The sequence below is a fragment of the Inquilinus sp. CAU 1745 genome, from assembly GCF_039839375.1.
Lineage (GTDB): Bacteria > Pseudomonadota > Alphaproteobacteria > DSM-16000 > Inquilinaceae > JBDOQU01.
Genome location: NZ_JBDOQU010000002.1, coordinates 182,666 through 207,015, shown reverse-complemented (window position 1 = coordinate 207,015; position 24,350 = coordinate 182,666). Strand labels below are relative to the sequence as shown.

Sequence of the window (24,350 nt, the reverse complement as noted above, 5' to 3'; positions counted from 1 at the left end):
CCCGGCCACAACAGAAAATTTTATGCTTCCGCGTTATCCTTCCCCGCGGCGCGGAAGAGGTTCGGCATGACCGGAGCGCCGCGCGCTTTCCAGTATCCAGGAGCGGAAGGCCGCGATCTTGGGCAGGTCGGCGGTCGCTTCGGGGGAGACGATGTAATAGCCGTAATCGGCCGGCCGGGTGGCCTGCATCGGGCGGACCAGCCTGCCGGCGCGCAGATCGTTCTCCAGAAGCGCGCTCCGCCCTAGCGCCACGCCCTCCCCGGCGATCGCGGCCTTGAGGATGAGGGCGGTGTTGCTGAAATGAAGGCCCCGGCCGACATCGATGTCGGTCAGCCCGGCTTCCCGGAACCAGACATCCCAGTTGAGCCACGGCTCCGTCGCGTGGGCCCCGAAATCATGCAGCAGGGTATGGTGGCGCAGGTCGCTCAGCTTGCGGATGGGTTTCGGCCCATTCATCAGGGAGGGCGCGCAGACGGGAAAAACCTGCTCATCCATCAGCCATGCGGAGCGCAGGCCGCGCCATTCTCCCCGGCCGTAACGGATGCCGACATCGATCTCCTCCCGGATGAAGTCGACGCGGCGCTCCTCGGCGCGCAGCACCAGGTCCACCTCCGGATAGCGGCGGTGGAAATCGCCGATGCGGTGGATCAGCCACCGGTCCGCCAGCGACGGCATGGTGGTGATGATCAGCCTTCCGCTCACCTCCTGACCGCGCAGGCCCTCGGTCGCCGCGGTCAGCCGGTCGAACGTCTCCGTCAGCGCTGGCAGGTAGGCGCGCCCCGGCTCCGTCAGGGACAGGCCGCGGGTCAGCCGGTGGAACAGTTCCAGGCCCAAGATTTCCTCAAGCCCCTTCACCTGATGGCTGATCGCCGCCGGGGTGACGTTGAGCTCGCCCGCCGCTTTCGTGAAGCTCAGATGGCGGGCGGCGGATTCGAAGGCTCGAAGGGCGTTGAGGGGCGGCAGGCGGCGGGCCATGGGCTGCAATCTCATGACTTAGTTATTCTAAAGTATCAAATGAGAAAGCGTCGTTTGTCCAGCGCCGCGGGAAGGAGCAAATTCCAACTCATCAGATGCCCCCCGATCGAAGGAGAACGTCATGACCACCACCGGATGCCACACGGCCGACACCATCGTCGTCAGCGGCCGGACCTCGGCGCAGACCTCGATCCTCCATCGCCTGGACGTTGCGGCCGTACGCCTCTTCGACACGCTGGCTTCCTGGCAGGACCGCCGGTCCCAGCGCCGCCACCTGTCGCAGATGGACGATCATCTGCTGCACGATGTCGGCCTGTCGCGGGCGGATGTCGAACATGAAATCAGCAAGCCGTTCTGGCAGGTCTGAGCGAAGGGATGCCCGATCGCATCCCGGACGGAAACGGCGAAGAAGCGCCCCCCAGTGGCCTGCGGGGCGTTTTTTCTTGAGCGATTGTCGGCATTCGGCGCTGCCGGGCGTCCTTTGTGCGTGCAAGGATGATAATTGCGGCACCGAAGGAGAGTGGAGATGAGAAAGGTCATCGTCGGCGCGTTCACAAGCCTGGACGGAATCATGCAGGCTCCGGGTGGCCCGGACGAGGATCCCGTCGGCGGCTTCGACCATGGCGGCTGGGCTACCTCCTATTTCGACGAATCGATGGGAGAGGCCGTGGAGGAGATGTTCGCCAGGCCGTTCGACCTCCTGCTCGGCCGGAAGACCTACGACATCTTCGCGGCGCACTGGCCCTATGCCGGCGCGGACGATCCGATCGGCCCGCTGTTCGACCGCATCACCAAATATGTCGCGACCCGGAATCCGGACCTGGAACTCGGCTGGAAGAACAGCCGGACGCTGGGCGCCGACGCGGTCGCCGGAGTGAAGAAGCTGAAAGGGGAGGACGGGCCGAATCTGCTCACCCAGGGTTCGACCGATTTTCTGCAAACCCTGTTCAGGAACGATCTCGTCGACGAGATCTACATCTCGTTCTTCCCGGTCGTGCTGGGGAAGGGCAAGAGGCTGTTCGGCGACGGCGCCTCACCGGCGGCGTTCAAGCTCGTCGGCTCCAGGACCTCGCCTTCCGGGGTCACCGTCAACAACTATGTCCGCGCCGGCGAGATCGTCACCGGCTCGTTCGAGTTCGATCAGCCGACCGAGGCGGAGCTGGAACGGCGCAGGAAGCTGACCTAGTCGTCCGCATTTCCGGCAGGGCCGCGGCGATCGCCGCGGCCCTGCCGCTTCGGTATTGACGCATACCGACCGTATGGTATGTTTGCGTTATGTCCAGACCCACCAAGCAGTCCCCCGAACGCGGCAACGCCCGGATTCGCCTCCTGGAGGCGGCGCGGGACGTTATCCGCGCTAAAGGCTTCGCGGCGACCTCGGTCGACGACATCTGCAAGGCGGCCGATGTCACCAAGGGGGCGTTCTTCCATCATTTCGGGAGCAAGGACGCTCTGGGCGTCGCGGCGGCCGAATTCTGGGCCGAGACGACGACCGGCTTCTTCGCCTCCGCGCCCTATCACGATCCGGCCGATCCGCTGGAGCGGATCCTGGCCTACGTCGCGTTCCGCAAGGCGATCATTGTCGGCGATCTGGCGGAGTTCACCTGCCTTGTCGGGACGATGGCGCAGGAGGTCTACGCAAGCTCTCCGGAAATCCGCAATGCCTGCGGCCGCAGCATCTTCGGCCATACCGCCACGCTGGAAGCCGACATCGAAACCGCGCGACGGGATCGCGGCATCAGGGGCGACTGGACGGCTGAAAGTCTCGCGCGGCACACCCAGGCCGTGATCCAGGGCGGGTTCGTCCTGGCGAAAGCGGGGAACGATCCGGAACTCGCGCGGGAGGCGCTGGACCATCTGGACCGGTACATCCGGAGTCTGTTTCACCTCACGGAGGAAGCGGCATGAGCGAAACCACGCAAGTCGGATGCGCCTGCGGACAAACACGCCTGGAAGTGAAGGGAGAGCCGATCCTCGTGTCGGAATGCCTGTGCGATAGCTGCCGGGCCGCCGCGGATCGGCTCGCGGTGCTGCCCGGCGGGCGGAACATCCTCACATCCTATGGCGCGACGCCTTGCGCCGAATATCGCAAGGACCGCGTGCGGATCCTGTCCGGAAAGGAGCATCTGAAGGAATTCCGGCTGTCCCCCGATGCCGGCACGCGTCGCGTCGTCGCGGCCTGCTGCAATACGCCAATCTTCCTGGAGTTCAAGGGCGCGCACTGGCTGAGCGTCTATCTGCATCTCTGGCCGGACGATTCGCGGCCGAAATCCGAGATCCGGACCATGACCGGCGATCTGGCCGATCCCTCCGGCCTGCCCGGCGACATCCCCAATTTGAAGAGCCACAACGCGTCCTTCTTCGCGAAGCTTTTCTGGGCATGGGCCGGAATGGGGTTCCGGAATCCGAAGATCGAACTGGCGGGGAAGATCGATGCCTGACGACAAGATCGAGATCGAGAACGTCAACATCCCCGGACGGACCGAAAGGGTCGATCGCGCGAAATACATGGCGATGCGGGATGCGCTCCTGGCCGTCCTGCCGGATGAGCCGCCGGGGCTGAAGGTGGAAGACGCGAAAGAGGCGTTGCTGCCCCATCTGCCGGACGACCTCTTCCCGCAGGGCAGGACGGCGGGATGGTGGTTGAAAGCCGTCCAACTCGACCTCGAAGCGAAGGGCGTCATCAGGCGCGCGCCCCTCAAGCCGGTTCAGCTTTACAAAAGCTAGGTGAAGTCGCCCGAGCGCCTGAGGCTTTCGTGGCGGTTGATATTGCGTTGGCAGAAGCGACGGTCGACGAAGCGGAGAAGCTTCCATAAATCCGGAAGGCCCTCCGCCCGGCGATGACTTGCGACGACGCCTTCGCGCCGCCAAATGGTCATCATGAGACGGTAAGCAGGAGCCATGGCCGACAGCCGAAAGACATACGCTTCCGAATCGCTGGCGGAGCAGATCGCCAACATGGCGACTCATGGAATCGGGGCCCTTCTGGCGGTGGCGGGGCTGGTCGTGCTTACCGTCTCTGCCAGCCTCCATGGCACGGCGCTCCATATCGTCGCCGTCACCATCTACGGCGTCACGCTGGTCCTGCTCTATCTGGCGTCCACGGTCTACCATTCGGTGCGCGGGCCCCGCGCCCGGTCGATATGCCGGATGCTGGACCATGCGGCGATCTTCCTGCTGATCGCCGGCACCTACACGCCCTTCGCGCTGATCAGCATGGGCGGCGTCTGGGGCTGGGGGATGTTCGTGACCATCTGGACGCTGGCGGTCGCCGGCGTGCTGTTCAAGATATTCTTCCGCGTCCATGGCGGGCCGGTGTCGCTGATCTTCTACCTCTCCATGGGCTGGATCGGCATCGTGGCGATCGGCGAGATGATCGCGTCCGTCGATGCCGGCGGGCTGGTCTGGCTGATGATCGGCGCCCTGGCCTACACCGGCGGCATCGTCTTCTACGTGTGGGAGCGGCTGCCCTTCAACCACGCCGTATGGCATCTGTTCGTGCTGGCCGGCAGCGCCAGCCACTTCATCGCCATCGCCGGCTATGTCGGGCCCGCCGCCTGGGCCTGACCGGGCGGCGCTCTCCCCGATCTAGGAAGCCGGCTGGACCAGCTTCTTCCCCTCCGCCCGCGTCGACAGGACGATGGAGGAGGTGGTGGCGCCAAAGGGGGCGAGGCGCAGGATGATCTCGTCCAGATGGGCGATCGACCGCGCCACGACCTTCAGGATGAATCCTTCCTCCCCCGTCACCTGATGGCATTCCAGGATCTCCGGCATGTCGCGGACCAGCGCGTCGATCTCGCGGTCGGCGCTTCTCTGGGGCTTCAGGCGGATGAAGGCGGTCAACCCGTAGCCCGCGCGGCCGCGATCCAGCCTCGCCTGGTATCCGGCGATGATCCCGGCCTCCTCCAGCCGCTTCACGCGGTCGGCGACGGCGGGGGCGCTCAGCCCCACGCGGCGGCCAAGCTCGGCGAAGTTGATCCGCGCATTCTCCTGAAGCGCGTCCAGGATGCGCCAGCCGGTTTCGTCGATACGTGCCTTGGAATCCAATCTCTGCCCAATCTCCGGGTTGTCCTGTCGATGGCGGATGCCGGGGATAGGCGCATGGAATGCCGGGCCAAGTCCAGCATCGCGACGCTTTCCCTATCGCCGCAGCGCCGCCGCCGTCTCCGGATCGGCGGGGAAGAAGCATTCCAGCGCCAGCTCCGACAGGGTGACGTCGACCGGGGTGCCGAAGATCGTCGTGGTGCTGAGGAAGGAAAGGATGGTTCCGCCCTCCGCGATCAGCCGCAACGGCACGACGACGCCCGCCATCTCCCGGTCCGCCGCCGCGACCGGCTGGTCGGTGGACGGGGCGGGGTAGGCGGCCAGTTCCTCCAGCAGCGCCGTCAGCGCCGGGTCCGCCGTCAGATCGACCTGCCGGCGAAGGCGGTCCAGCAGATGCGCCCGCCATTCCGGCAGATTGGCGATCCGCGGCGCCAGCCCTTCGGGATGCAGGCTGAGCCGCAGGACGTTGACCGGCGGCTCCAGCAGGGAAGCGTTCGCCACCCCCGCCAGCAGCGGCGGGATCGCGGCGTTGGCGGCGACCAGGGTCCAGTGCCGGTCGATCGCCAGGGCCGGGAAGGGCTCATGGCCCTTCAGCACCAGATCGACCGCCGCCCGCGCCGCCCGCAGCGCCGGATCGTCCAGCGATCGTTCGTGGAAGGACGGGGCGAACCCCGCCGCCAGAAGCAGGGCGTTGCGGTCCCGTAGCGGCACCTCCAGCCGTTCGGCGAGGCGGAGCAGCATCCCGCGCGAGGGCAGGGACCGCCCGCTTTCCAGGAAGCTCAGATGCTTCTGCGATATCTCCGCCTCGCAGGCGAGGTCCAGCTGGCTGAGGCGGCGGCGCTGCCGCCAGTCGCGGAGCAGGTCGCCGACGGGTCTGTTGCTTGTCATCATGGCCGGAACGGTAGCCGAAAGCCGCGTCGCGCTCTATTACCTCGCGCTTAATCGACGCCATGCCCCGGAGCGGGAAGGATGCGGGCCATACGCATCAACCAGCCGAAGGGAATCCAGGCCATGTCGTTCCTCCAGTCCAGCACCCTCCTCCGCCAGGCTCTCATCGCCGACGCGACGGTCAGCGGCGTCACCGGGCTTTTCTTTTTCTTCGGCGCGGGCCTCCTGGCCGGGCTCCTGGACCTGCCGGAAGCCCTGTCGCGCTATGCCGGCCTCGCGCTGCTGCCCTTCGCGGCAGCGGTCTTCGCCCTGGCGAGGCAGGCGAACCCGTCCCGGGCGGCGGTCCGGCTGCTGATCGCGGTCAACGTCCTCTGGGCCGTGGCCAGCATCGCGCTCCTGGTGGGCGGCTGGATCGCGCCCAACCTGCTGGGCACCCTGTTCGTCGCCGGGCAGGCGCTGGTCGTCGCCCTGTTCGCGGAGATCCAGTTCATCGCCCTGCGGCGCGCGGCGGCTGCGGCGGCGATCGTCGCCTGACCGCTTCCGCCGCCCAGGACGCCCCGGCCGGGAAGCCGCGCCGGGGCGGTTTTGTTGACATCGCGCCATCCTTGGGACAAGTGTCTTCGGCTTCGTGATGGCCGACACAATTTCACCATGACGGGCGGCTATCGGATTGGCCGCTATGGGGTTGGCCACTGAAGGCCCCCGTTCCCTGATGCAGGACGTGCTTCGAATGAGTCTTCTGAGGATTGTCCGCGCCGGTTTCATGTCCGCGACCATGCTCGCCGCGACGACGGCCGCCATTCCCGTGATCGCGCCGGCCGCCGCGCAGGAAGCGCCGCCGGAATTCACCATCGACGTCCAGGGCTGGACCGGCGGCGCCGTCGGCGCGCCCAACGATCCGGGCCAGTTCGCCTATTGCAGCGTCTCCAAGGCCTATGACAACGGCCTGTCGCTCATCTTCTCGATGAACGCGGACAAGAACCTCAATATCGGCATCCTCAATCCCGAATGGACGCTGGAGGAGGGCGCGGAGGCGACCCAGGCGCAGATCTCGATCGACGGGGCGACCGCGCAGGCCGGCGGCATTCCCGCCGGTCCCAACATCATGGTGTTCCCGGCCGGGGCGAACCAGGAGGTGCTGAACCTCCTGCGCCAGGGCAACAATTTCGATGTCACCGTGAACGGCCAGACCTATTCCTTCGGCCTCGTCGGCAGTTCCGCCAGCCTGGCCGCGCTCGGCGACTGCGTCGACAAGGCGGTGGAACTGACGGCGGCCGCGCCGGCGGACGATGACGGCATGACCCGCGCCGCAATGGCCGGCCTGCTGGAGCAGGCGGGATTCGAGGATATCGCCTTCGCGCGGGAGGAGAACCTGCCGCCGGGCGTCGTGCAGGGCTGGCAGGTCAATGAAGTGCTGGGCGGGCTGGTCCAGCAGCCACGCGAGACCGATGAACTCCTGATCGACGAGTTCGCGGAGGAGTTCGTCCGCGCGGTGGGCGAGGGCTGCCCCGACCCGCTGGAGCGGCAGGACCAGTCGACGGAGATCATCGACGACCGCTACGGCGTCAAGATCATCGCGCTTCGCTGCCGGACGGGGGATGAGCCGACCTTCATGTCGGTCCTGTTCGCGGTCGACGATTACCGCTATTCCGCCTTCTTCCATCAGGGAACGCTGGAACAGGAGCAGGCGGTCACGGACGCCACCGCGGCGCTGGCCGAAGTAATCCGCGGCATGGCGGAGAATGCCGACGCGCCGGCGGAAGAGGAGACTGCCCCCGCCGAGGAACCCGCGCCTGAGAGCGCCCCTCCGGCCGAAAGCGCTCCTCCGGCCGAGGAAGCACCCGCTGAAGAAGCGCCCACTGAGGAAGCGCCGGCCGAACCCGCGCCGGAGGCCCCGAGGTGATGAGGGACGCGCGCCGTCTGCTTCATCGAGAGAAGGCGACAGAGCAGGAAAAGCTGGAAATGCTCCGCCGCGCCGTCACGATCGGGATTGAGGATTGGAGACAGGGCCGTTTGGATGATTGCCCTGTCGACGAGATTCTTGACGAGATCGACCGGCAGGAAGTGTGACAGCTTCCCACACGCTGTATTACGCCGTGGAACAGTCATCTGGCGGCCGGCGGCGCGTTGTGATTCTGCGTCTTCTCCACGAAAGCATGGAGCCCGGATATCATATCGCCCGAACCAGCATATCCTGACCATCATCCAGGTCGCCCGCCGATGACCCGTTCAAGATCGGGCGACGTCTCAATTGCGCCGAAGCATGCTTCCCGAAGGGGCGGTGAGGCCCAAGCCGGAGCTGGTCGAGAGCCCCCGGTTGGAACCGGGTGGCGCTTCGTTTATTCCTAGTCTTGAGAGAAAGCAGGACGGGCACGCCGTCAGGGTCGTCCGCCGCCCATTCGACAGACGGGAGACGCTCAGTGTCCTCCAGGAACCGAACCAGAACCGCTTCCTCCTTCAAGGCTCCGGCGCTCTCTCCCGGTTCGGCCGCGCGCCTGAAGGCGCTGGAGGCGCGTCGCTTCATCATCACCAATGTGACGCCGGAGATCGATGGCGGCCGCTACCCCGTGAAGCGGGAGGACGGCGACCGGCTGGAGGTTCAGGCCGACATCGTCTGCGACGGCCATATGGTGATTGCCGGCCGGCTGCTCTGCCGCCCCGCGGACGAGAAGGAATGGCGGGAAACGCCGCTGGCCTTCCACGACAATGACCGCTGGATCGGCCGCGCGGTCCTCGATCGCAACACCCGGTTCCTCTACACGCTCGAAGCCTGGATCGACGAGTTCGGGACCTGGCGGCGCGATCTTCTGAAGAAGGCGAATGCCGGCCAGCGTCTGGAAACCGACCTTACCGAAGGGGCGGCGCTGGTCGCCGGGGCGGCCAAACGGGCCAAGGGCGGGGACAGGAAGGTCCTGACGGCGCTGGCGAAGGGGCTGCCGTCGCCCGCCGACGACCCCTCCGGCGCGATGGAGGCGCTGCTGGCCGACCCGGTCGTCGAACTGATGGGCCGATGGGGCGCGCGGACCGGGCTTACCCGCTATCATCGGGAACTGGAGGTCGTGGTCGACCGGGTGCAGGCGCGCTACGCCGCCTGGTACGAGATGTTCTGGCGCTCCCAGGGAACCGACCCAACGCGCGGCTCCACCGTGGATGAGTGCATCGCGCGCTTCCCCTATATCCGCGACATGGGCTTCGACGTCGTCTATCTGGTGCCCCACCATCCGATCGGGCGGACCAACCGCAAGGGGCGCAACAATTCTCTGGTCGCCGGCCCCGACGATCCCGGCAGCCCCTACGCCATCGGGTCGGAAGAGGGCGGGCACGATGCGGTCAATCCCGACTGGGGCACGCTTGAGGATTTCCGCCGCTTTACGAGCGAGGCGCGCGACTTCGGCTTCGAGGTGGCGATCGATTTCGCCATCCAGTGCTCCCCCGACCATCCCTGGATCAAGGAGCATCACGACTGGTTCCGCTGGCGGCCCGACGGGTCGATCAAGTTCGCGGAGAACCCGCCGAAGAAGTACGAGGACATCGTCAATGTCGAGTTCTACGGCCTGGACGGCGAGCCGATAGAGGATCTGTGGCTGGCCTGGCGGGAAATCGTACTGTTCTGGATCGCCCAGGGCGTGACCATCTTCCGGGTCGACAACCCGCACACCAAGAGCTTCCCGTTCTGGGAGTGGCTGATCCGGGACGTGCAGGAGCGGCATCCCGAAGCGATCTTCCTGGCGGAAGCCTTCACCCGGCCGAAGGTGATGAAGGGGCTGGCCAAGCTGGGCTTCACCCAGAGCTACAGCTATTTCACCTGGCGCAACGGGAAGCAGGAGATCACGGACTATCTGACGGAGCTGACCCGCCAGGAGCCGGTGGAGTACATGCGGGCGAACTTCTTCCCAAACACGCCCGACATCCTGCCGACGATCCTGCAGGAGGGCGGGCGGCCCGCCTTCCTGCAGCGGATCGTGCTGGCGGCGACGCTGTCCAGCGTCTACGGCATGTATAACGGCTATGAGCTTTGCGAGAACGAGCCGGTGCCGGGCAAGGAGGAATACCTCAATTCGGAGAAGTACCAGTACAAGGTCTGGGACTGGGACCGGCCGGGCAACATCCGCGACTGGATCACGCACCTGAACCGCATCCGGCGCGAGAATCCGGCGCTGCACGAATATGACAATCTGAAATTCTACAACGCCTGGAACGACCAGATCTTGTGGTACGGCAAGATGTCGAGGGAGCCGGGACCGGACGGGCAGCCCAACTTCGTGCTGGTGGCGGTCAATCTGGACCCGTTCCATCCGCAGGAGGCGACGATCGAACTGCCCTTGTGGGAATTCGGCCTGCCGGATTGGGGAACGCTGGAGATGGAGGAACTGTTCTCCGGCCACCGCTTCACCTGGACCGGCAAGAACCAGCATCTCTGGATCGACAACGACCGCCCCGCCTTCATCTGGCGCGTGACGCCGGCTTGAGGGGAGAGGCGGATCGCCTGGTCATGCGACCGCGACGGCTTCGATCTCCACAAGCCATGCTTCGTCGAATATCCCGGCGATGATGACAGTCAGGGCGGGATTCCTGCCAGCCAGCACCTCGTTCCGGACTGCGCGATTCTCCATCGTATAATGCCGATCCGCCAGATAGGTCCTATGCATCACCAGATTGTCGAGGCTCATGCCGGCGGCGGCGAGCTGGGCTTCGACATTCCGCCAGGCGAGCCGGCACTGCGCCTCGAAGCCCTCGGGAACGTCTCCGTCGATATCGGTCGGCGTCTGGCCGCTGATGAACAGCGTTCGGCTGTGTGCGCTCACCTCCATGGCTTGGGAATAGCCGGTCGTCGGCCTGGGAGCATGTTCGGCATTGATACTGCGCATTTCCATGACGGTTTCCTTGCAAGTGAGCGGCGAAAGTCCCGCATCCGCGAAACCCGTTCAAACGATTGTTTCTGGTTGTCTGGAATAGTTTATCTATCCTGAACGGATAGAAACCGGAGGCCGAACCTCATGAGCTACAGATTGCCGCCGCTTAACGGGCTGAGAGCGTTCGAGGCTGCCGGTCGGCATTTGAGCTTCAAGAGGGCGGCGGAGGAGCTTTCGGTCACGCCGGGGGCGGTCAGCCAGCAGGTCCGGCATCTGGAACAGGCGCTGGGCGTGCCGCTGTTCAGGCGCCTGCATCGCAGCCTGGTTCTCACCGGACATGGCGAGACGCTTCTGCCGGTCGTCGGTGACGCCTTCGAGCGCCTTTCCGCGATCAGCGACACCGTCGCCGCCTCCCTTCGGACTAGGCCGCTAAGGCTCGGCGTTTCGGACTTTCTGGCGACGGAACCGGAAGCGACGCTGGCGAAGGTCGCTAATGGAGGTCGGATTCCGGACTATGTGCGCGTCAGCCGAACCGACGATCCGGCCGATCTGCTGAGCGGCGCGATCGACGCCCTGTTGCGCCCGGCTTCCGCGACTTATCCGGGGATGCATGCGGAGACGATCACGCTTCATGATGCTTTCGCCCCGCATCGGGAGGCGACGCTGATCGTCTGGCCGGGACTGGCCCGATGTCGGGAATTCCTGAAGGTAAAGTCGCTGCTGGAGCAGCCTTCATAAAAACGGCCCCGGCGGGAGTGCCGCCGGGGCCGGAGGGGACACGGCCGCCGTTGTTGGCCGCGTCGGAGGCTTGTTACCAGTTACTGCGGAGCGGCCGGGGCCGTGGTTCCGCCCGTCGGGGCGGCGGCGGCCGGCGGGGGAGGCTCGTCGAGCGACTCCGTCTCCGCCTCGGCATCGAATTCCGGCATCTGCGTGATGTCTTCCTGAGTGATGGAGGACAGGAAGATGCCTTCCTCCGGCCGAATCTCGGCTTCTGCGATGTCGATCGCGACATTCTTGGCGCCGATGCCCAGGAAGCCGCCGGACGCGATCACCAGCTGCACGATCTGGTTGGTTTCCGGATCGAGGACGACATCGGAAACCTCACCCAGAGGCTCGCCGTCGGCGCCCATCACTTCCTTGCCGACCATCTCATCGACGCTGACCTGGGTGCCGGAGGGCTCGGGCATCGCGGCCTCGCCCTCGGCCGTGGCCGTGCCTTCCTCGGTCGCCGCCGCCGGGTCCTCAGCCGTCATCGGCTCTTCCTCGGTGGCCGCCGCCGGGTCTTCAGCCGCGGGATCCTGGGCCGTCATCGGCTCCTCCGTAGCGCCCGATTCCTCGGTGGCGCCGGTATCGTCCTGGGCCTGCGTGCCGGTGTCCGAACCGGTCGCGTCCTCGCCCGTGGGCGGCGGCGCGGCGGGATCCGCCGCCGGCGCTTCGCCGGTGGTGGCGTCAGGCATCGTGGCGGCCGGATCGGAAGTATCCTGGGTGTCCTGCGCGAACGCCGCGCCCGACATCAAAGCGATGGCCGAAACGAAAGCGGTTAATTCCTTGCGCATTGGGGTTCTCCTCTCCTGAAAAAGGGTTTCAAACCTCCCCCTCGTGCTAAAACAACACCATCGGTTGCGATCTCGTTCCCTTGAGATTTCCGCCGTCCGCCCCGGAGCCGCCGCTCATGACCCCGCCGCCCAAGCCTCCGCGCCCGGCTTTTCCGCGCCTTCGGCCGGAGCCGCGAAAAGATCGGGCGCGGTCGAAGAAACAGGCCGCCATGCTGCTGATCGTGGGCGGCCTCCTCCATCTCTCCGTGCTGATCGTCGACCGTCTCTGCGCTGCTCCGCTGGCCGATGCGGGCCTGCGCGATCCGTTCTATTTCGGCGGGGTGGCGATCAGCATGCTGCTGATGACGGTCGCGGGTTTTCTGATCTGGCGGAGCATCCGGGCGGGGTCGTGAGTTGAGTCCCTCGTGCCGGCCTTCTGCGTTAGGGTTAACGACCGGCCATGATCTCGTGTGATTCAGCTTCCAACGCTTGGTTCCCAAGCGTTGCGATCAGACCACTGGAACGACGGGCGACGTATGAACGATTCGACAGCCACCCTCACCCGCGCCACTGCCGCCCTCCCGCCGTCCGAGGCCGACCCCTTATGGTTCAAGGACGCCATCGTCTATCAGATCCACCTGAAATCCTTCTTCGACGCCAACAATGACGGCATCGGGGATTTCGAGGGGCTGATCCAGAAGCTGGATTATTGCAAGGAGATCGGCGTCACCGCGCTGTGGCTGCTGCCCTTCTACCCGTCGCCCCTGCGCGACGACGGCTACGACATCGCCGACTATCGCGGCGTCAACCCGTCCTACGGGACGATGAAGGATTTCCGGCGCTTCGTCAGGGAAGCCCACGCCCGGGACCTCAAGGTCATCACCGAGCTGGTGATCAACCATACCTCCGACCAGCATCCCTGGTTCCAGCGGGCGCGGCGGGCGAAGCCGGGATCGAATTTCCGGAACTTCTACGTCTGGTCGGACGACGACAAGAAATGGCCGGAGACCCGCATCATCTTCACCGACACCGAGGTCTCGAACTGGACGTGGGACCCGGTCGCCGGCGCCTATTTCTGGCACCGTTTCTTCAGCCACCAGCCGGATCTCAATTTCGACAACCCGAACGTCGTGAAGGCCGTCATCGACACGATGCGGTTCTGGCTGGACACCGGCGTCGACGGGCTGCGGCTGGACGCGATCCCCTACCTGGTGGAGCGCGACGGCACCAACAACGAGAACCTGCCTGAGACCCACGCGATCCTGAAGAAGCTGCGCGCGGCGATGGACGAAAGCCACCCGCACGCCTTCTTCCTGGCCGAGGCCAACCAGTGGCCGGAGGATACGCTGCCCTATTTCGGGGAGGGCGACGAATGCCAGATGGCGTTCCACTTCCCGCTGATGCCGCGCATGTACATGGCGATCGCGCAGGAGGACCGGCATCCGGTCACCGACATCATGCGCCAGACGCCGGAGATCCCGGACAATTGCCAATGGGCGATCTTCCTGCGCAACCATGACGAGTTGACGCTGGAGATGGTCACCGACCGCGAACGCGACTGGATGTGGGATTTCTACGCCGCCGATCGCCGGGCCCGGATCAATCTGGGCATCCGCCGGCGGCTGGCGCCGCTGATGGGCAACGACCGGCGGAAGATCGAGCTGATGAACAGCCTGCTGTTCTCCATGCCCGGCACGCCGATCGTCTATTACGGCGATGAGATCGGGATGGGCGACAATATCTTCGTCGGCGATCGCGACGGGGTGCGGACGCCGATGCAATGGTCGCCCGACCGCAATGGCGGCTTCTCCCGCGCCGATCCGGCCAGCCTCTTCCTGCCGGCGATCATGGACCCGGTCTATGGCTACGCCACGGTCAATGTCGAGGCCCAGCAGCGCAACGCCTCCTCCCAGTACAACTGGATGCGCCGGATGATCCAGGTGAGGCGGGGGTTCAAGGCGTTCGGCCGGGGGTGGCTCTCCTTCCTCTATCCCGGAAACCGCAAGGTTCTGGCCTACCTCCGCGAGTTCGGGGACGAGACGGTGCTGTGCGTCGCCAATCTGTCACGCCAGGCCCAGGCGGTGGAGCTGGACCTCGCGCGCTTCAAGGGGCGGGTGCCGGTGGAACTTTTGGGCCGCAGCGCCTTTCCGCCTATTGGAGATCTGACCTACCTGCTGACGCTGCCCGCCTATGGCTTCTACTGGTTCGTTCTGACCGAAGAGGCGCAATTGCCGTCCTGGCACGAATCCATCCCGGAACCGATGCCGGACTTCCACACGCTGGTGCTGAAGGAAGGCTGGGCCGGCCTGATCGCGGGCCGGGCGGCGGAGGAGTTCGGCCGGGAAATCCTGCCCGAATTCCTCGCCCATCAGCGCTGGTTCGGCGCGAAGGGGGAGAAGATCGTGTCGGCCCGCGTGGTCGACGCCGTGCCGTTGCCGTCGCGGAGCGGCGATCTGGTCGCCACGCTGGTGGAGGTCGATCTGGCCGGGCGGCCGGAGCCGGAACGCTACCTGATGCCGCTCGCGCTGCATTGGGACGAGGCGGCGCTGATGCCGACCTCTCCGCTGATGCCCTATACGCTGGCGAAGATCCGTCGGGGTCCGAAGCTGGGCGCGCTGGCCGACGGGCTGGCCGACGGGGATTTCGCCCAGGCCATCCTGGACGGGCTCCGGCGGGGCGCGGAGATCAAGGGCCATGAGGGGCGGCTGGAATTCACCCCGGGCTCCGGCCTCGCCGACATCGCCCTGGAGCCGGAGGACGAGGTGCGCCGGATGGGGGTGGAGCAATCCAACACCTCCATCCTGCTGGGTGACAAGATGGTGCTGAAGGCGCTGCGGAAGCTGTCGCCGGGCGTTCATCCGGAAGTCGAGATCGGCCGCTTCCTGACGGAGGTCGCGGCCTATCCCAATATCCCGGATCTGTACGGATCGGTGGAGCATGTCGCGGCCGACGGCACACGGACGGCGATAGCGGTATTGCAGGAATTCATCCGCAACCAGGGCGACGGCTGGACCTTCACGCTGGCCTACCTGCGGCGGGAGCTTGAGGATCTGCGCCTCGGCCTCGCCGCCGGGCATGATGGCGGGGAGGACGATGATATCGGCGCCCGGTTCGGGCTCTATTTCCACCAGGCCGCGACGCTGGGCCGGCGCACGGCGGAACTGCATCGCGCCTTCGCCGCCGCTTCCGGAAATCCGGATTTCGATCCGGAACCCTGGACGAAGAAGGACAGCGCCGATCTTCGGGCGGCCATCCGCAAGAGAGCGGAAGATTCGTTCGCGCTGCTGGACCGCGTGGAGCCGCCCGAGACGGTGGAAGCGGACGTCCAGGCGCTTGTCCGGCGACGGTCGGAGTGCCTGAAGCTGATCGACCGGCTGTCCCGAACCCCCATGGACGCCGCGAAGACCCGCCATCATGGCGACTTCCATCTGGGGCAGGTGCTGGTCGACCAGGCCGATTTCGTGCTGGTCGATTTCGAAGGCGAACCCGCCCGGTCGCTGGCCGAGCGGCGGGCCAAGAAAACGCCGCTGCGCGATGTCGCCGGCATGATCCGGTCCTTCGATTACGCGGCCTGGGCCTCCTACGCCGACCTGGCGGCGGAGAGCGTCGATCAGACGGCCGAGCTGCTGGCGGCGGCGACGGTCTGGCGCGACCGATCCGCCGAAGCGTTCCTCAACGCCTATATCCAGACCGCCGAGGGTTGCGTGAGCTTCCCGGGGAACCGGAAGGTCGCTCATCAGCTTCTGGACCTGCTGGTGCTGGAGAAGGCGCTTTACGAGATCGGGTATGAAGCGGCCAACAGGCCGACCTGGCTCGGCATCCCGGTGCGCGGCGTCGCCGCCATCCTGGATGCCCACGCCGAAACCTGAGGACGTCAGAGAGAAAGAGGTTCCGATGCCCCGAAAGGCCAAGGAAACCAAAGATTCCCAGCCGCAACGCCAGACGAGGCGGCCTGAGGTCGAGGCGATCGTCCGGGCCGACCATGGCGATCCCTTCGCCGTCCTCGGACCCCATCGCGGCGACGGGGGGCGTGGCCGGACGACGATCCGCGTCTTCGATCCCGGTGCGTCCTCCATCCAGGCCGTCGACCCCTCCAACGAGGCGGTGCTGGCCAGTCTGGACCGCATCCATCCCGAAGGCTTCTTCGAAGGCGCGGTCAAGGGCGACGCCTGGCCCGTCGACTATCGCCTGCGGATCGAAGGGCCGGACGGGACCAGGATCGTGGACGATCCCTACCGGTTCGGCCCGTGGCTGGGGGATCTGGACATCCACCTGCTGGGCGAAGGCAACCATCTGCGGAATTTCGACCGGATGGGCGCGCATCCGATCCGGCATGAGGGGGTCGAGGGCGTCGCCTTCGCCGTCTGGGCGCCCAACGCCCGCAAGGTGTCGGTGGTCGGCGACTTCAACGGCTGGGACGGGCGGGTCCACCCGATGCGGCTGCGGCACGGGGCGGGGGTATGGGAAATCTTCCTGCCGGGCGTCGGCGTGGGCGCACACTACAAGTACGAGATCCGGTCGCCGGAGGGCGAACTGGCGCCGCTGAAATCCGACCCCTACGCCTTCCGGTCGGAGATGCGGCCGGACACCGCCTCGATCGTGTCGGCGCCCCTGGATTTTTCGTGGCGCGACGAGGGCTGGATGTCGGCCCGCGAGGGACGCAACGCCGTGGACGCCCCAATCTCCATCTACGAGGTCCATCTGGGGTCGTGGCGGCGGGTGCCGGAGGAGGGCAACCGCTTCCTGACCTATGGCGAGATCGCGGACCAGCTCATCCCCTACGTGAAGGAGATGGGCTTCACCCATATCGAGATGATGCCGATCAACGAGCATCCTTTCGACGGGTCGTGGGGATACCAGCCGACCGGCCTGTTCGCGCCGACCAGCCGGTTCGGCACGCCCGACGAATTCCATTCCTTCGTCGAGCGGTGCCATCAGGAAGGAATCGGCCTGCTGCTGGACTGGGTTCCGGGTCATTTCCCCTCGGATATCCACGGCCTCGGCGAATTCGACGGCACGGCTCTCTACGAGCATGCCGATCCGCGCCAGGGCTTCCACATGGACTGGAACACGCTGATCTACAATTTCGGCCGGACGGAGGTCAGGAACTTCCTGCTGGGCAACGCGCTCTTCTGGATGGACAGGTACCATCTGGACGGGCTGCGCGTGGATGCCGTGGCGTCGATGCTTTATCTCGACTACAGCCGCAAGGAAGGCGAATGGGTGCCCAACCGCTTCGGCGGCCGGGAGAATCTGGACGCGATCGACTTCCTGAAGCGAATGAACGAGGAGGTCTTCGGGGGCTTCCCCGGCGCGACCACCGTGGCGGAGGAATCGACCGCCTGGCCGGGAGTCAGCCGGCCGACCTATGCCGGCGGCCTCGGCTTTGCGTTCAAATGGAACATGGGCTGGATGCACGACACGCTCCAGTACATGTCCAAGGACCCGATCCATCGCCGGTACCATCACCACGATCTGACCTTCGGGCTGCTTTACGCTTTCTCCGAGAACTTCATCCTGCCGCTCAGCCATGACGAGGTGGTGCATGGCAAGGGGTCGCTGATCGGCAAGATGCCGGGCGACGAATGGCGGAAATTCGCCAATCTGCGGGCCTACTACGCCTTCATGTGGACCCATCCGGGCAAGAAGCTGCTGTTCATGGGCGGGGAGTTCGCGCAAGTCCGCGAATGGAACCATGATTCCAGCCTGGACTGGCATCTGCTGGACGAGCCGCTCCACAAGGGCATCCAGACGCTGGTGCGCGACCTCAACCACCTCTATCGCGATATTCCGGCGCTTCACCAGAACGATTGCGATCCCTCCGGCTTCGTCTGGATCGAGGCGCAGGACATCGAGAATTCGGTGCTGGCCTTCATGCGCAAGGGCAGGGAAGGAACGCGGCCGGTGCTGGTCATCTGCAACTTCACGCCGATGCCGCGCCAGAACTACCGCATCGGCGTGCCGACGGGCGGCTATTGGCAGGAGATCTTCAATTCCGACGCCGCGCTCTATGGCGGCGGCGACATCGGCAATGCCGGTGGCGCATCGGCGGAAGAGATCGGCAGCCAGGGCCGGCCCTATTCCCTCTCCCTCACCCTGCCGCCGCTCGGCGTCGTCTTGTTGCAACCGAGCGAAGGCTGATCGTCCCCCCAACTCCAATCATGGCGGTCCCCCCAATGCCAGCCTCGGACACCCCCCACATCCTGCCCGGCCGTCCCTATCCTCTCGGCGCGAGCTGGGACGGAAGGGGCGTCAACTTCGCCCTCTTCTCCGACAATGCGGAAAGGGTGGAGCTGTGCCTGTTCGACGCGTCCGGCAATCGGGAAGCCGGGCGGGTCACGCTGCCGGACCAGACCGACGGCGTCTGGCACGGCTACCTGCCCGACGGCCGGCCCAACATGCTCTATGGCTATCGGGTCCACGGACCCTACGAGCCGACGAAGGGGCACCGGTTCAACCCCAACAAGCTGCTGCTCGACCCTTACGCCCGGGCGCTCCACGGACAGTTCCGCTGGACCGACGCGCATATGGGCTACCGGATCGGGTCCAGCCGCGCCGACCTCTCCTTCGACCGGCGCGACAATGCCCGCTTCATTCCAAAGGCGAGGGTGGTGGAACCGGCCTTCACCTGGGGCGACGACCGGCGGCCGGTGGTCCCATGGTCCGACACGGTGATCTACGAAACCCATGTGAGGGGCTTCACCATCCGCAATCCGGAAGTCGCCAAGGCGCTTCGCGGCACCTTCGCCGGGCTGGGGGAGCCGGAGACGGTGGCCTATCTGAAGGCGCTGGGCGTCACCACGGTCGAACTCCTGCCGGTCCACGCCTTCCTGGACGACCGGTTCCTGCTGAACAAGGGGCTGAAGAACTATTGGGGCTACAACACACTGGGCTTCTTCGCGCCTGAGCCCCGCTATATGAGCCAGGCGCACCTGACCGAGTTCAAGACGATGGTGAAGCGGTTCCACGATTCCGGGATCGAGGTGCTGCTGGACGTCGTCTACAACCACACCTGCGAGGGCAGCGAGCTGGGGCCGACGCTCAGCTTCCGGGGGATCGACAACGCCTCCTACTACGTGCTGAAGGCCGACGAGCCGCGCTTCTACATCAACCATACCGGCACGGGCAACGCGCTGAACCTCAGCCATCCGCGCGTGTTGCAGATGGTCACCGACAGCCTGCGCTATTGGGTGACGGAGATGCATGTCGACGGCTTCCGGTTCGACCTCGCCAGCACGCTGGGGCGGGAGCCGACGGGGTTCGACCCCGGAAGCGGCTTCTTCGACAGCGTCCGGCAGGACCCGGTGCTAAGCCGCGTCAAGCTGATCGCGGAACCCTGGGACATCGGCCCCGGCGGCTACCAGGTCGGCAACTACCCGGCCGGCTGGGCGGAATGGAACGACCGCTACCGCGACACCATAAGGCGCTTCTGGAAGGGCGACCACGGCATGCTGCCGGACCTCGCGGCCCGGCTGACCGGATCGTCGGACCTGTTCGAGCATAACGGCCGGAAGCCCTACGCCAGCATCAACTTCGTCGCCTGCCATGACGGCTTCACCCTGGCCGACCTGGTCCGGTACGAACAGAAGCACAATGAGGCGAACGGCGAGGACGGGCAGGACGGTCACGACGACAACAACAGCGCCAATTACGGCGCGGAAGGGCCGACCGACGATCCGGAGATCAGGGAGATCCGCGCCCGGCAGCAGCGCAACATGCTGGCGACGGTGCTTCTTTCCCAGGGCACGCCGATGATCTGCGCCGGCGACGAGCGGGGGCGGACCCAGCAGGGCAACAACAACGCCTACTGTCAGGACAATCCGTTGAGTTGGCTGGATTGGGAGAGCGACGATCCGGAGGACCGGGCGCTGCACGACTTCACCCGGCGGGTGATCGCCCTGCGCCGGGCCCATCCCGTCTTCCGCCGCCCGCGCTTCCTGCACGGCCAGGTGGAATCGCCGTCGGGCATGAAGGATATCCTCTGGATCACGCCGGACGGCCAACCGAAGACGGAGGAGCAATGGAAGGATCATTTCGCCCGCTGCATCGGGCTGGTCCTGGCCGGCGACGCGGGCGATTTCATCGGGGAGGATGGCAGGCCGCTGAAGGATGACGTGCTGCTGCTGATCCTGAACGCCCATGACGAGGAGATGGATTTCTCCCTGCCGGCGCCGGAGGGCGGGAAGGGCTGGTCCTGCCTGCTCGACACCGCCCGGCCGGAACTGAAGGAGGGCGAGGAGACGGCCGATCCGGGCGCGGCCCATCCCGTGCCGCCGCAATCCCTGATCCTGTTCGCCCTGATGCGGGAGCCGGCGGCGTGACCATCCTCGACCTTCTGGCCGAGCGGGCAGGCATCGTCATCGATTATCACGACATATGGGGCAAGCCCGTCGCGGTCCCCGACGAGACGAAGAAGGCCCTGCTGGTCGCGATGGGGCTGCCGGCGGAGACTGCGGACGAGCAGCGGTCCAGCCTGGATCGTCTGGCGGAAGGGCCATGGCGTCTGCCGCTGCCCCCCGTGGTGATCGTGCCGTCGGAGAAGCAGCCCTTCGACATTCCGGTGACTCTGCCCGGCGGCAGCGGAACGCCGATCCGCTGGACGATCCGGATGGAGGATGGCCGGGTGCAGGCAGGGGAGAGTGCGCCGCCGGTGGTGGAGTGCAGAGAGCTTCATGACGGTGCGCACGGCCAGAGGCTGTTGCGGCTGCCGGAGCTTCCGGAGGGGTATCACGATCTGGAGATTGCCTCCGGCGAGGTGTCGGCCCGATCCCGCGTGATCGTCGCGCCCTCCCGCTGCTGGACGCCGGAGGATTCCGCGCCGGGCGCGCGGATGTGGGGCGTCTCCGCGCAGATCTATGCGCTGCGGGCGGAGAAGGATTGGGGCATCGGCAATCTGAGCGTGCTCGCCGATCTTGCCGCCCGCGCGGGGCAGGCGGGCGCGGACCTCGTCGGGATCAACCCGCTCCACGCCCTCTTTCCGGTCGATCCGGAGCAGGCGAGCCCCTATTCCCCGTCCAGCCGGGATTTCCTCAACATCCTCGCCATCGATCCGACGGCGGTTCCGGAGTTCGAGGAAACGCAACCGTCGGCGGAAGGCGGTGACCTGATCGACTATTCGGCCGTCGCCCGGCGCGTGATTCCGGCTTTGCGGCGGCTCCACGAGCGGTTTCGGTCCGACGCCTCTCCCGACCGGCGGCGGGCATTCGAGGATTTTGTCGCCGCCGGGGGGCAACCGCTCCGCCGCTTCGCGATCTTCATGGCGTTGCAGGAACATTTCGCCGGCGACGATCTCGCACGGTTCGCCTGGTGGACCTGGCCCGAACCCTGCCACGATCCCGGATCGGAGGCCGTGGAGGCGTTTGCGCGCGACCATGGGGAAGAGGTGGAATTCCATCTGTTCGCCGAATGGTTGGCCGATGCGCAACTGGCCGCCGCCGCCGCCGCCGGACGGGAAGGCGGCCTTCGGCTGGGGCTCTATCGCGATCTGGCGATCGGGGCCGGCGCGGCCAGCGCCAGCGCCTGGGCGAACCCGGCGGGAATCTGCCGTGGCGTCGCCATCGGCGCGCCGCCCGACCCGTTCAGCCGTGCGGGTCAGGATTGGGGCCTGGCTCCGCTCAACCCCATGGCGCTGTCGGCCCAGGCCTTCGCCCCCTTCATCGCCGCCCTGCGCGCGAACATGCGTCATGCCGGCGCGCTGCGCATCGACCATGCGATGGGGCTCCAGCGCCTGTTCTGGATACCCGAGGGCAGGCCCGCCGCCGAGGGCGCCTATGTGATCTATCCGCTCGACGCGATGCTGCGGGTGCTGGCGCTGGAGAGCCGTCGGCATCGCTGCGTCGTGATCGGGGAGGATCTGGGCACCGTGCCGGAAGGATTCCGGGACCAGATGGCCGATGCGGGCGTGCAATCCTACAAGGTCCTGCCGTTCGAGCGGGTGGGGGACGGGCTGTTCCGGCGGGCCGCGGACTATCCGCCGGACGCGCTGGTCACGGCGGGCACCCACGATCTGCCGACGCTGGCCGGCTTCTGGACCGGCGGGGACATTGCCTGGCGAGGCAGGCTGGGCCTTTATCCGGACGAGGCGGCCGCCCAGGCCGACCGGGAACTCCGCGCGCTCGACCGCCGCCGGCTGATCGACGCGCTGATCGATGCCGGACTCTGGCCGGCCGATCCGCCGACCGACAGCGAAGGCCAGCCATTCGACCTCGATCTCTCCATCGCCATCCACCGCTTCCTCGCCCGGTCGCCCTGCCGGCTGATGATGGTGACGCTGGAGGATGCGCTGGGCGAAGCCGAACAGCCGAACCTTCCGGGCACTGTGACGGGCCATCCCAACTGGCGTCGCCGGCTGCCGGCGACGGTCGCCGAGGCCTTCAGCCGCCCCGACGCCGCCGCCCTCTATGACATGATGCGCAGTGAACGGCCAAGGGACGGGAATTGAGAATGAAAATCAGAGCCATTCGTTTGAAATAATTATATTTTTCGTCTTTTCATTTGTCGCCGCGAGCGTAGAGTCGGGAGCTTTCGAGAACAGGGAGAGGGCCATGAAGGGCGACAAGCAGGTCATCAAGCATCTTAACACGATCCTGACCAACGAGCTGACGGCGATAAACCAGTATTTCGTCCATGCGCGGATGCTGCAGAACTGGGGCATCCTGCGGCTGGGCAAGCATGTCTATGACGAGTCGATCGGCGAGATGAAGCATGCCGACATGCTGATCGAGCGGATCGTGATGATCGAAGGGCTGCCCAACCTTCAGGACCTCCACAAGATCAATATCGGCGAAGAGGTCCAGGAGATGCTGACCTCCGATCTGGGGGTGGAGACGAAGAACCAGAAGGACCTCAAGGAGGCCATTCCGGCCTGCGAGAAGGCTCACGACTTCACCTCCCGCGACATACTGGCGAAGATCCTGGAGGAGACCGAGGAACATATCGACTGGCTGGAAGCCCAGCTTGGCCTGATCGGGATGGTCGGCGTGCAGAACTACATCCAGGAACAGATGTTCGCCGACGATTGAGCGGCGGGGACGAAGGCGGCCGCTATCGCGATTTAGGTATGGTTTGCGGAGGCGGTGGAGCCGGAAGTCCCGGTTCAGAAGGCTCCAGTACCGGCACTGGCGGACGTTCGTCCGCCTCCAGCGTCATGATTTGAGAAGCTCGGCCTTCGCTTCCTCGGTCGTCAGGAAGGTTACTGTGTCCTTCCAGATGCCGTCCGTCACCACCTGCATCGGCGGCGGGGGGGGCATCGTTACTTCCGCCGCTGGCTCCTTCTTGGGAGCGTTGGTCTGAGACATTGGCTTCCTCCATATCTCCAGACGCGGCTGGTGCCGCATCCGTCAAGGACATGATAAATATATGCGCTATCAGCAGGAACGAGAAGAGCAGCGCCAGTATCAGGAATCTCAAGGCCCGTCCTCGGGCGTGGATGCGCGCGACGTTGATTTCCCGGGAAGCGACCGTCGCAGTTGCATATTGGTCAATAAGCGCGTTTCTGACATGCGCTATCGCTCTGGAGTCAACATTCCATGATGCGATGCGTTGACTGGCGAGCGCCGATCGGGTTTCCCGCGCGAATGAAACAAGCGCGTCTTCCTTCATTATATGCGTAAAGGGACGAGGCTTCACCGCCTGCCAGAGATGGTAGAATATTATGCAAACCGAAATGAATATTAACCCGACCAGGAGATACAACGTCCATGGGTAGAAATTCCAGGACGGCTTGGGAAAATTTCGTGCGACTACTCCCAGGATAGCGGCGATGACTGCGAGAGAGGCCGCGAAGAACGGCAGAGATCTTTGAACGTTCTCTTCTTGATCCCCTTCACGCTTGTACGCGTCCGAAAGAATTTTCTCGATATATTCTTCCAGGTTCATGGTGGCGATCCAACTTCAACCCAAAAGAGATAAATGCCATGAATAATGGCCTCTGCATAGATTCCGCGCCGTTGTCTCGTCGCGCCCGATATCGGAAATCTCTAAAGTTTAAGACTCTTTAAGAATCGCGTCGGTAATGTTCGACCTCGGTCGTGGGATGGGTAAGGCCGCGTCCGTG

General features: G+C 65.5%; 23 protein-coding genes. 17 read left to right on the top strand and 6 right to left on the bottom strand.

Features of this window, described 5'->3' with window-relative positions:
- Nucleotides 1-33: 33 nt before the first annotated feature.
- Nucleotides 34-990 carry a transcriptional regulator GcvA gene (locus AAFN89_RS03410; RefSeq protein WP_347535911.1) on the bottom strand — a complete coding sequence of 319 codons (957 nt, stop codon included), beginning with the start codon at nt 988-990 and terminating at the stop codon, nt 34-36.
- A 106-nt stretch (nt 991-1,096) separates the two neighbouring features.
- Between AAFN89_RS03410 and AAFN89_RS03405 the strand changes: the two genes are divergently transcribed.
- The 6 genes from AAFN89_RS03405 (at nt 1,097) to AAFN89_RS03380 (ending at nt 4,542) form a co-directional block, all read left to right on the top strand.
- The gene (locus AAFN89_RS03405) at nt 1,097-1,342 is read left to right on the top strand and encodes a DUF1127 domain-containing protein (protein WP_347535909.1); all 246 of its coding nucleotides are present in this window, start codon (nt 1,097-1,099) and stop codon (nt 1,340-1,342) included.
- A gap of 159 nt (nt 1,343-1,501) precedes the next feature.
- Complete coding sequence (locus tag AAFN89_RS03400) at nt 1,502-2,161, top strand: dihydrofolate reductase family protein (protein WP_347535907.1); 660 nt, start codon at nt 1,502-1,504, stop codon at nt 2,159-2,161.
- Nucleotides 2,162-2,250: 89 nt separating this feature from the next.
- Nucleotides 2,251-2,883, top strand: a complete 633-nt coding sequence (locus AAFN89_RS03395) for a TetR/AcrR family transcriptional regulator (protein ID WP_347535905.1) — start codon at nt 2,251-2,253, stop codon at nt 2,881-2,883.
- Nucleotides 2,880-3,416 carry a DUF6151 family protein gene (locus AAFN89_RS03390; protein WP_347535903.1) on the top strand — a complete coding sequence of 179 codons (537 nt, stop codon included), beginning with the start codon at nt 2,880-2,882 and terminating at the stop codon, nt 3,414-3,416. The genes AAFN89_RS03395 and AAFN89_RS03390 overlap by 4 nt, the downstream gene beginning before the upstream one ends.
- A complete protein-coding gene (locus AAFN89_RS03385; protein ID WP_347535901.1) occupies nt 3,409-3,702 on the top strand; it encodes a hypothetical protein in 294 nt (97 codons plus the stop codon). The genes AAFN89_RS03390 and AAFN89_RS03385 overlap by 8 nt, the downstream gene beginning before the upstream one ends.
- A gap of 174 nt (nt 3,703-3,876) precedes the next feature.
- Nucleotides 3,877-4,542 (top strand): hemolysin III family protein, encoded by a 666-nt coding sequence (locus tag AAFN89_RS03380; protein WP_347535899.1) that lies wholly within the window; start codon nt 3,877-3,879, stop codon nt 4,540-4,542.
- 21 nt (nt 4,543-4,563) lie between these two features.
- Here AAFN89_RS03380 and AAFN89_RS03375 read toward each other — a convergent pair whose 3' ends face one another.
- Nucleotides 4,564-5,022, bottom strand: a complete 459-nt coding sequence (locus AAFN89_RS03375) for an Lrp/AsnC family transcriptional regulator (RefSeq protein WP_347535897.1) — start codon at nt 5,020-5,022, stop codon at nt 4,564-4,566.
- 93 nt (nt 5,023-5,115) lie between these two features.
- Nucleotides 5,116-5,910: a helix-turn-helix transcriptional regulator gene (locus AAFN89_RS03370; RefSeq protein WP_347535896.1), complete on the bottom strand. Its 795-nt coding sequence runs from the start codon at nt 5,908-5,910 to the stop codon at nt 5,116-5,118.
- Between the two features lie 78 nt (nt 5,911-5,988).
- On the opposite strand from AAFN89_RS03370, the gene AAFN89_RS03365 reads away from it, so the two are divergent.
- The 4 genes from AAFN89_RS03365 to AAFN89_RS03350 all read left to right on the top strand — a co-directional run bounded on the left by AAFN89_RS03365 (nt 5,989) and on the right by AAFN89_RS03350 (nt 10,376).
- Nucleotides 5,989-6,441 carry a hypothetical protein gene (locus AAFN89_RS03365; RefSeq protein WP_347535894.1) on the top strand — a complete coding sequence of 151 codons (453 nt, stop codon included), beginning with the start codon at nt 5,989-5,991 and terminating at the stop codon, nt 6,439-6,441.
- A gap of 196 nt (nt 6,442-6,637) precedes the next feature.
- Nucleotides 6,638-7,810 (top strand): hypothetical protein, encoded by a 1,173-nt coding sequence (locus tag AAFN89_RS03360; RefSeq protein WP_347535891.1) that lies wholly within the window; start codon nt 6,638-6,640, stop codon nt 7,808-7,810.
- A complete protein-coding gene (locus AAFN89_RS03355) occupies nt 7,810-7,977 on the top strand; it encodes a hypothetical protein (protein ID WP_347535889.1) in 168 nt (55 codons plus the stop codon). The genes AAFN89_RS03360 and AAFN89_RS03355 overlap by 1 nt, the downstream gene beginning before the upstream one ends.
- Nucleotides 7,978-8,327: 350 nt before the next feature.
- Complete coding sequence (locus AAFN89_RS03350; protein WP_347535887.1) at nt 8,328-10,376, top strand: maltotransferase domain-containing protein; 2,049 nt, start codon at nt 8,328-8,330, stop codon at nt 10,374-10,376.
- 21 nt (nt 10,377-10,397) lie between these two features.
- Here AAFN89_RS03350 and AAFN89_RS03345 read toward each other — a convergent pair whose 3' ends face one another.
- On the bottom strand, nt 10,398-10,781 hold the full coding sequence (locus AAFN89_RS03345) for a RidA family protein (protein WP_347535885.1): 384 nt from the start codon (nt 10,779-10,781) through the stop codon (nt 10,398-10,400).
- Nucleotides 10,782-10,904: 123 nt separating this feature from the next.
- Between AAFN89_RS03345 and AAFN89_RS03340 the strand changes: the two genes are divergently transcribed.
- Nucleotides 10,905-11,498 carry a LysR family transcriptional regulator gene (locus tag AAFN89_RS03340; protein WP_347535883.1) on the top strand — a complete coding sequence of 198 codons (594 nt, stop codon included), beginning with the start codon at nt 10,905-10,907 and terminating at the stop codon, nt 11,496-11,498.
- Nucleotides 11,499-11,578: 80 nt separating this feature from the next.
- On the opposite strand, the gene AAFN89_RS03335 is transcribed toward AAFN89_RS03340, so the two are convergent.
- Nucleotides 11,579-12,316, bottom strand: coding sequence for a PRC-barrel domain-containing protein (locus AAFN89_RS03335; protein WP_347535881.1), 738 nt, complete (start codon nt 12,314-12,316; stop codon nt 11,579-11,581).
- A gap of 209 nt (nt 12,317-12,525) precedes the next feature.
- Between AAFN89_RS03335 and AAFN89_RS03330 the strand changes: the two genes are divergently transcribed.
- The 6 genes from AAFN89_RS03330 to bfr all read left to right on the top strand — a co-directional run bounded on the left by AAFN89_RS03330 (nt 12,526) and on the right by bfr (nt 23,316).
- Complete coding sequence (locus tag AAFN89_RS03330; RefSeq protein ID WP_347535880.1) at nt 12,526-12,708, top strand: hypothetical protein; 183 nt, start codon at nt 12,526-12,528, stop codon at nt 12,706-12,708.
- A 123-nt stretch (nt 12,709-12,831) separates the two neighbouring features.
- Nucleotides 12,832-16,164 carry a maltose alpha-D-glucosyltransferase gene (gene treS, locus AAFN89_RS03325; RefSeq protein ID WP_347535878.1) on the top strand — a complete coding sequence of 1,111 codons (3,333 nt, stop codon included), beginning with the start codon at nt 12,832-12,834 and terminating at the stop codon, nt 16,162-16,164.
- A gap of 25 nt (nt 16,165-16,189) precedes the next feature.
- Nucleotides 16,190-18,436, top strand: a complete 2,247-nt coding sequence (gene glgB / locus AAFN89_RS03320) for a 1,4-alpha-glucan branching protein GlgB (RefSeq protein WP_347535876.1) — start codon at nt 16,190-16,192, stop codon at nt 18,434-18,436.
- A gap of 35 nt (nt 18,437-18,471) precedes the next feature.
- Complete coding sequence (gene glgX, locus AAFN89_RS03315; protein ID WP_347535874.1) at nt 18,472-20,616, top strand: glycogen debranching protein GlgX; 2,145 nt, start codon at nt 18,472-18,474, stop codon at nt 20,614-20,616.
- On the top strand, nt 20,613-22,736 hold the full coding sequence (gene malQ, locus AAFN89_RS03310) for a 4-alpha-glucanotransferase (RefSeq protein ID WP_347535872.1): 2,124 nt from the start codon (nt 20,613-20,615) through the stop codon (nt 22,734-22,736). The genes glgX and malQ overlap by 4 nt, the downstream gene beginning before the upstream one ends.
- A gap of 103 nt (nt 22,737-22,839) precedes the next feature.
- Complete coding sequence (gene bfr, locus AAFN89_RS03305) at nt 22,840-23,316, top strand: bacterioferritin (RefSeq protein WP_347535870.1); 477 nt, start codon at nt 22,840-22,842, stop codon at nt 23,314-23,316.
- Nucleotides 23,317-23,338: 22 nt separating this feature from the next.
- On the opposite strand, the gene AAFN89_RS03300 is transcribed toward bfr, so the two are convergent.
- Nucleotides 23,339-24,172 (bottom strand): hypothetical protein, encoded by an 834-nt coding sequence (locus tag AAFN89_RS03300; RefSeq protein ID WP_347535868.1) that lies wholly within the window; start codon nt 24,170-24,172, stop codon nt 23,339-23,341.
- Nucleotides 24,173-24,350: the final 178 nt, after the last annotated feature.

What these genes read in the sequence shown, in the direction of transcription:
- AAFN89_RS03340 (WP_347535883.1), top strand. Translation starts at nt 10,905, where the DNA reads ATGAGCTACAGATTGCCGCCGCTTAACGGGCTGAGAGCGTTCGAGGCT.
- AAFN89_RS03345 (WP_347535885.1), bottom strand. Translation starts at nt 10,781, where the DNA reads ATGGAAATGCGCAGTATCAATGCCGAACATGCTCCCAGGCCGACGACC.
- bfr (WP_347535870.1), top strand. Translation starts at nt 22,840, where the DNA reads ATGAAGGGCGACAAGCAGGTCATCAAGCATCTTAACACGATCCTGACC.
- AAFN89_RS03400 (WP_347535907.1), top strand. Translation starts at nt 1,502, where the DNA reads ATGAGAAAGGTCATCGTCGGCGCGTTCACAAGCCTGGACGGAATCATG.
- AAFN89_RS03390 (WP_347535903.1), top strand. Translation starts at nt 2,880, where the DNA reads ATGAGCGAAACCACGCAAGTCGGATGCGCCTGCGGACAAACACGCCTG.
- AAFN89_RS03300 (WP_347535868.1), bottom strand. Translation starts at nt 24,172, where the DNA reads ATGAACCTGGAAGAATATATCGAGAAAATTCTTTCGGACGCGTACAAG.
- AAFN89_RS03380 (WP_347535899.1), top strand. Translation starts at nt 3,877, where the DNA reads ATGGCCGACAGCCGAAAGACATACGCTTCCGAATCGCTGGCGGAGCAG.
- treS (WP_347535878.1), top strand. Translation starts at nt 12,832, where the DNA reads ATGAACGATTCGACAGCCACCCTCACCCGCGCCACTGCCGCCCTCCCG.
- AAFN89_RS03330 (WP_347535880.1), top strand. Translation starts at nt 12,526, where the DNA reads ATGCTGCTGATCGTGGGCGGCCTCCTCCATCTCTCCGTGCTGATCGTC.
- AAFN89_RS03370 (WP_347535896.1), bottom strand. Translation starts at nt 5,910, where the DNA reads ATGATGACAAGCAACAGACCCGTCGGCGACCTGCTCCGCGACTGGCGG.
- AAFN89_RS03360 (WP_347535891.1), top strand. Translation starts at nt 6,638, where the DNA reads ATGAGTCTTCTGAGGATTGTCCGCGCCGGTTTCATGTCCGCGACCATG.
- AAFN89_RS03405 (WP_347535909.1), top strand. Translation starts at nt 1,097, where the DNA reads ATGACCACCACCGGATGCCACACGGCCGACACCATCGTCGTCAGCGGC.
- AAFN89_RS03365 (WP_347535894.1), top strand. Translation starts at nt 5,989, where the DNA reads ATGCGGGCCATACGCATCAACCAGCCGAAGGGAATCCAGGCCATGTCG.
- AAFN89_RS03355 (WP_347535889.1), top strand. Translation starts at nt 7,810, where the DNA reads ATGAGGGACGCGCGCCGTCTGCTTCATCGAGAGAAGGCGACAGAGCAG.
- AAFN89_RS03385 (WP_347535901.1), top strand. Translation starts at nt 3,409, where the DNA reads ATGCCTGACGACAAGATCGAGATCGAGAACGTCAACATCCCCGGACGG.
- AAFN89_RS03410 (WP_347535911.1), bottom strand. Translation starts at nt 990, where the DNA reads ATGAGATTGCAGCCCATGGCCCGCCGCCTGCCGCCCCTCAACGCCCTT.
- AAFN89_RS03395 (WP_347535905.1), top strand. Translation starts at nt 2,251, where the DNA reads ATGTCCAGACCCACCAAGCAGTCCCCCGAACGCGGCAACGCCCGGATT.
- glgB (WP_347535876.1), top strand. Translation starts at nt 16,190, where the DNA reads ATGCCCCGAAAGGCCAAGGAAACCAAAGATTCCCAGCCGCAACGCCAG.
- AAFN89_RS03335 (WP_347535881.1), bottom strand. Translation starts at nt 12,316, where the DNA reads ATGCGCAAGGAATTAACCGCTTTCGTTTCGGCCATCGCTTTGATGTCG.
- glgX (WP_347535874.1), top strand. Translation starts at nt 18,472, where the DNA reads ATGCCAGCCTCGGACACCCCCCACATCCTGCCCGGCCGTCCCTATCCT.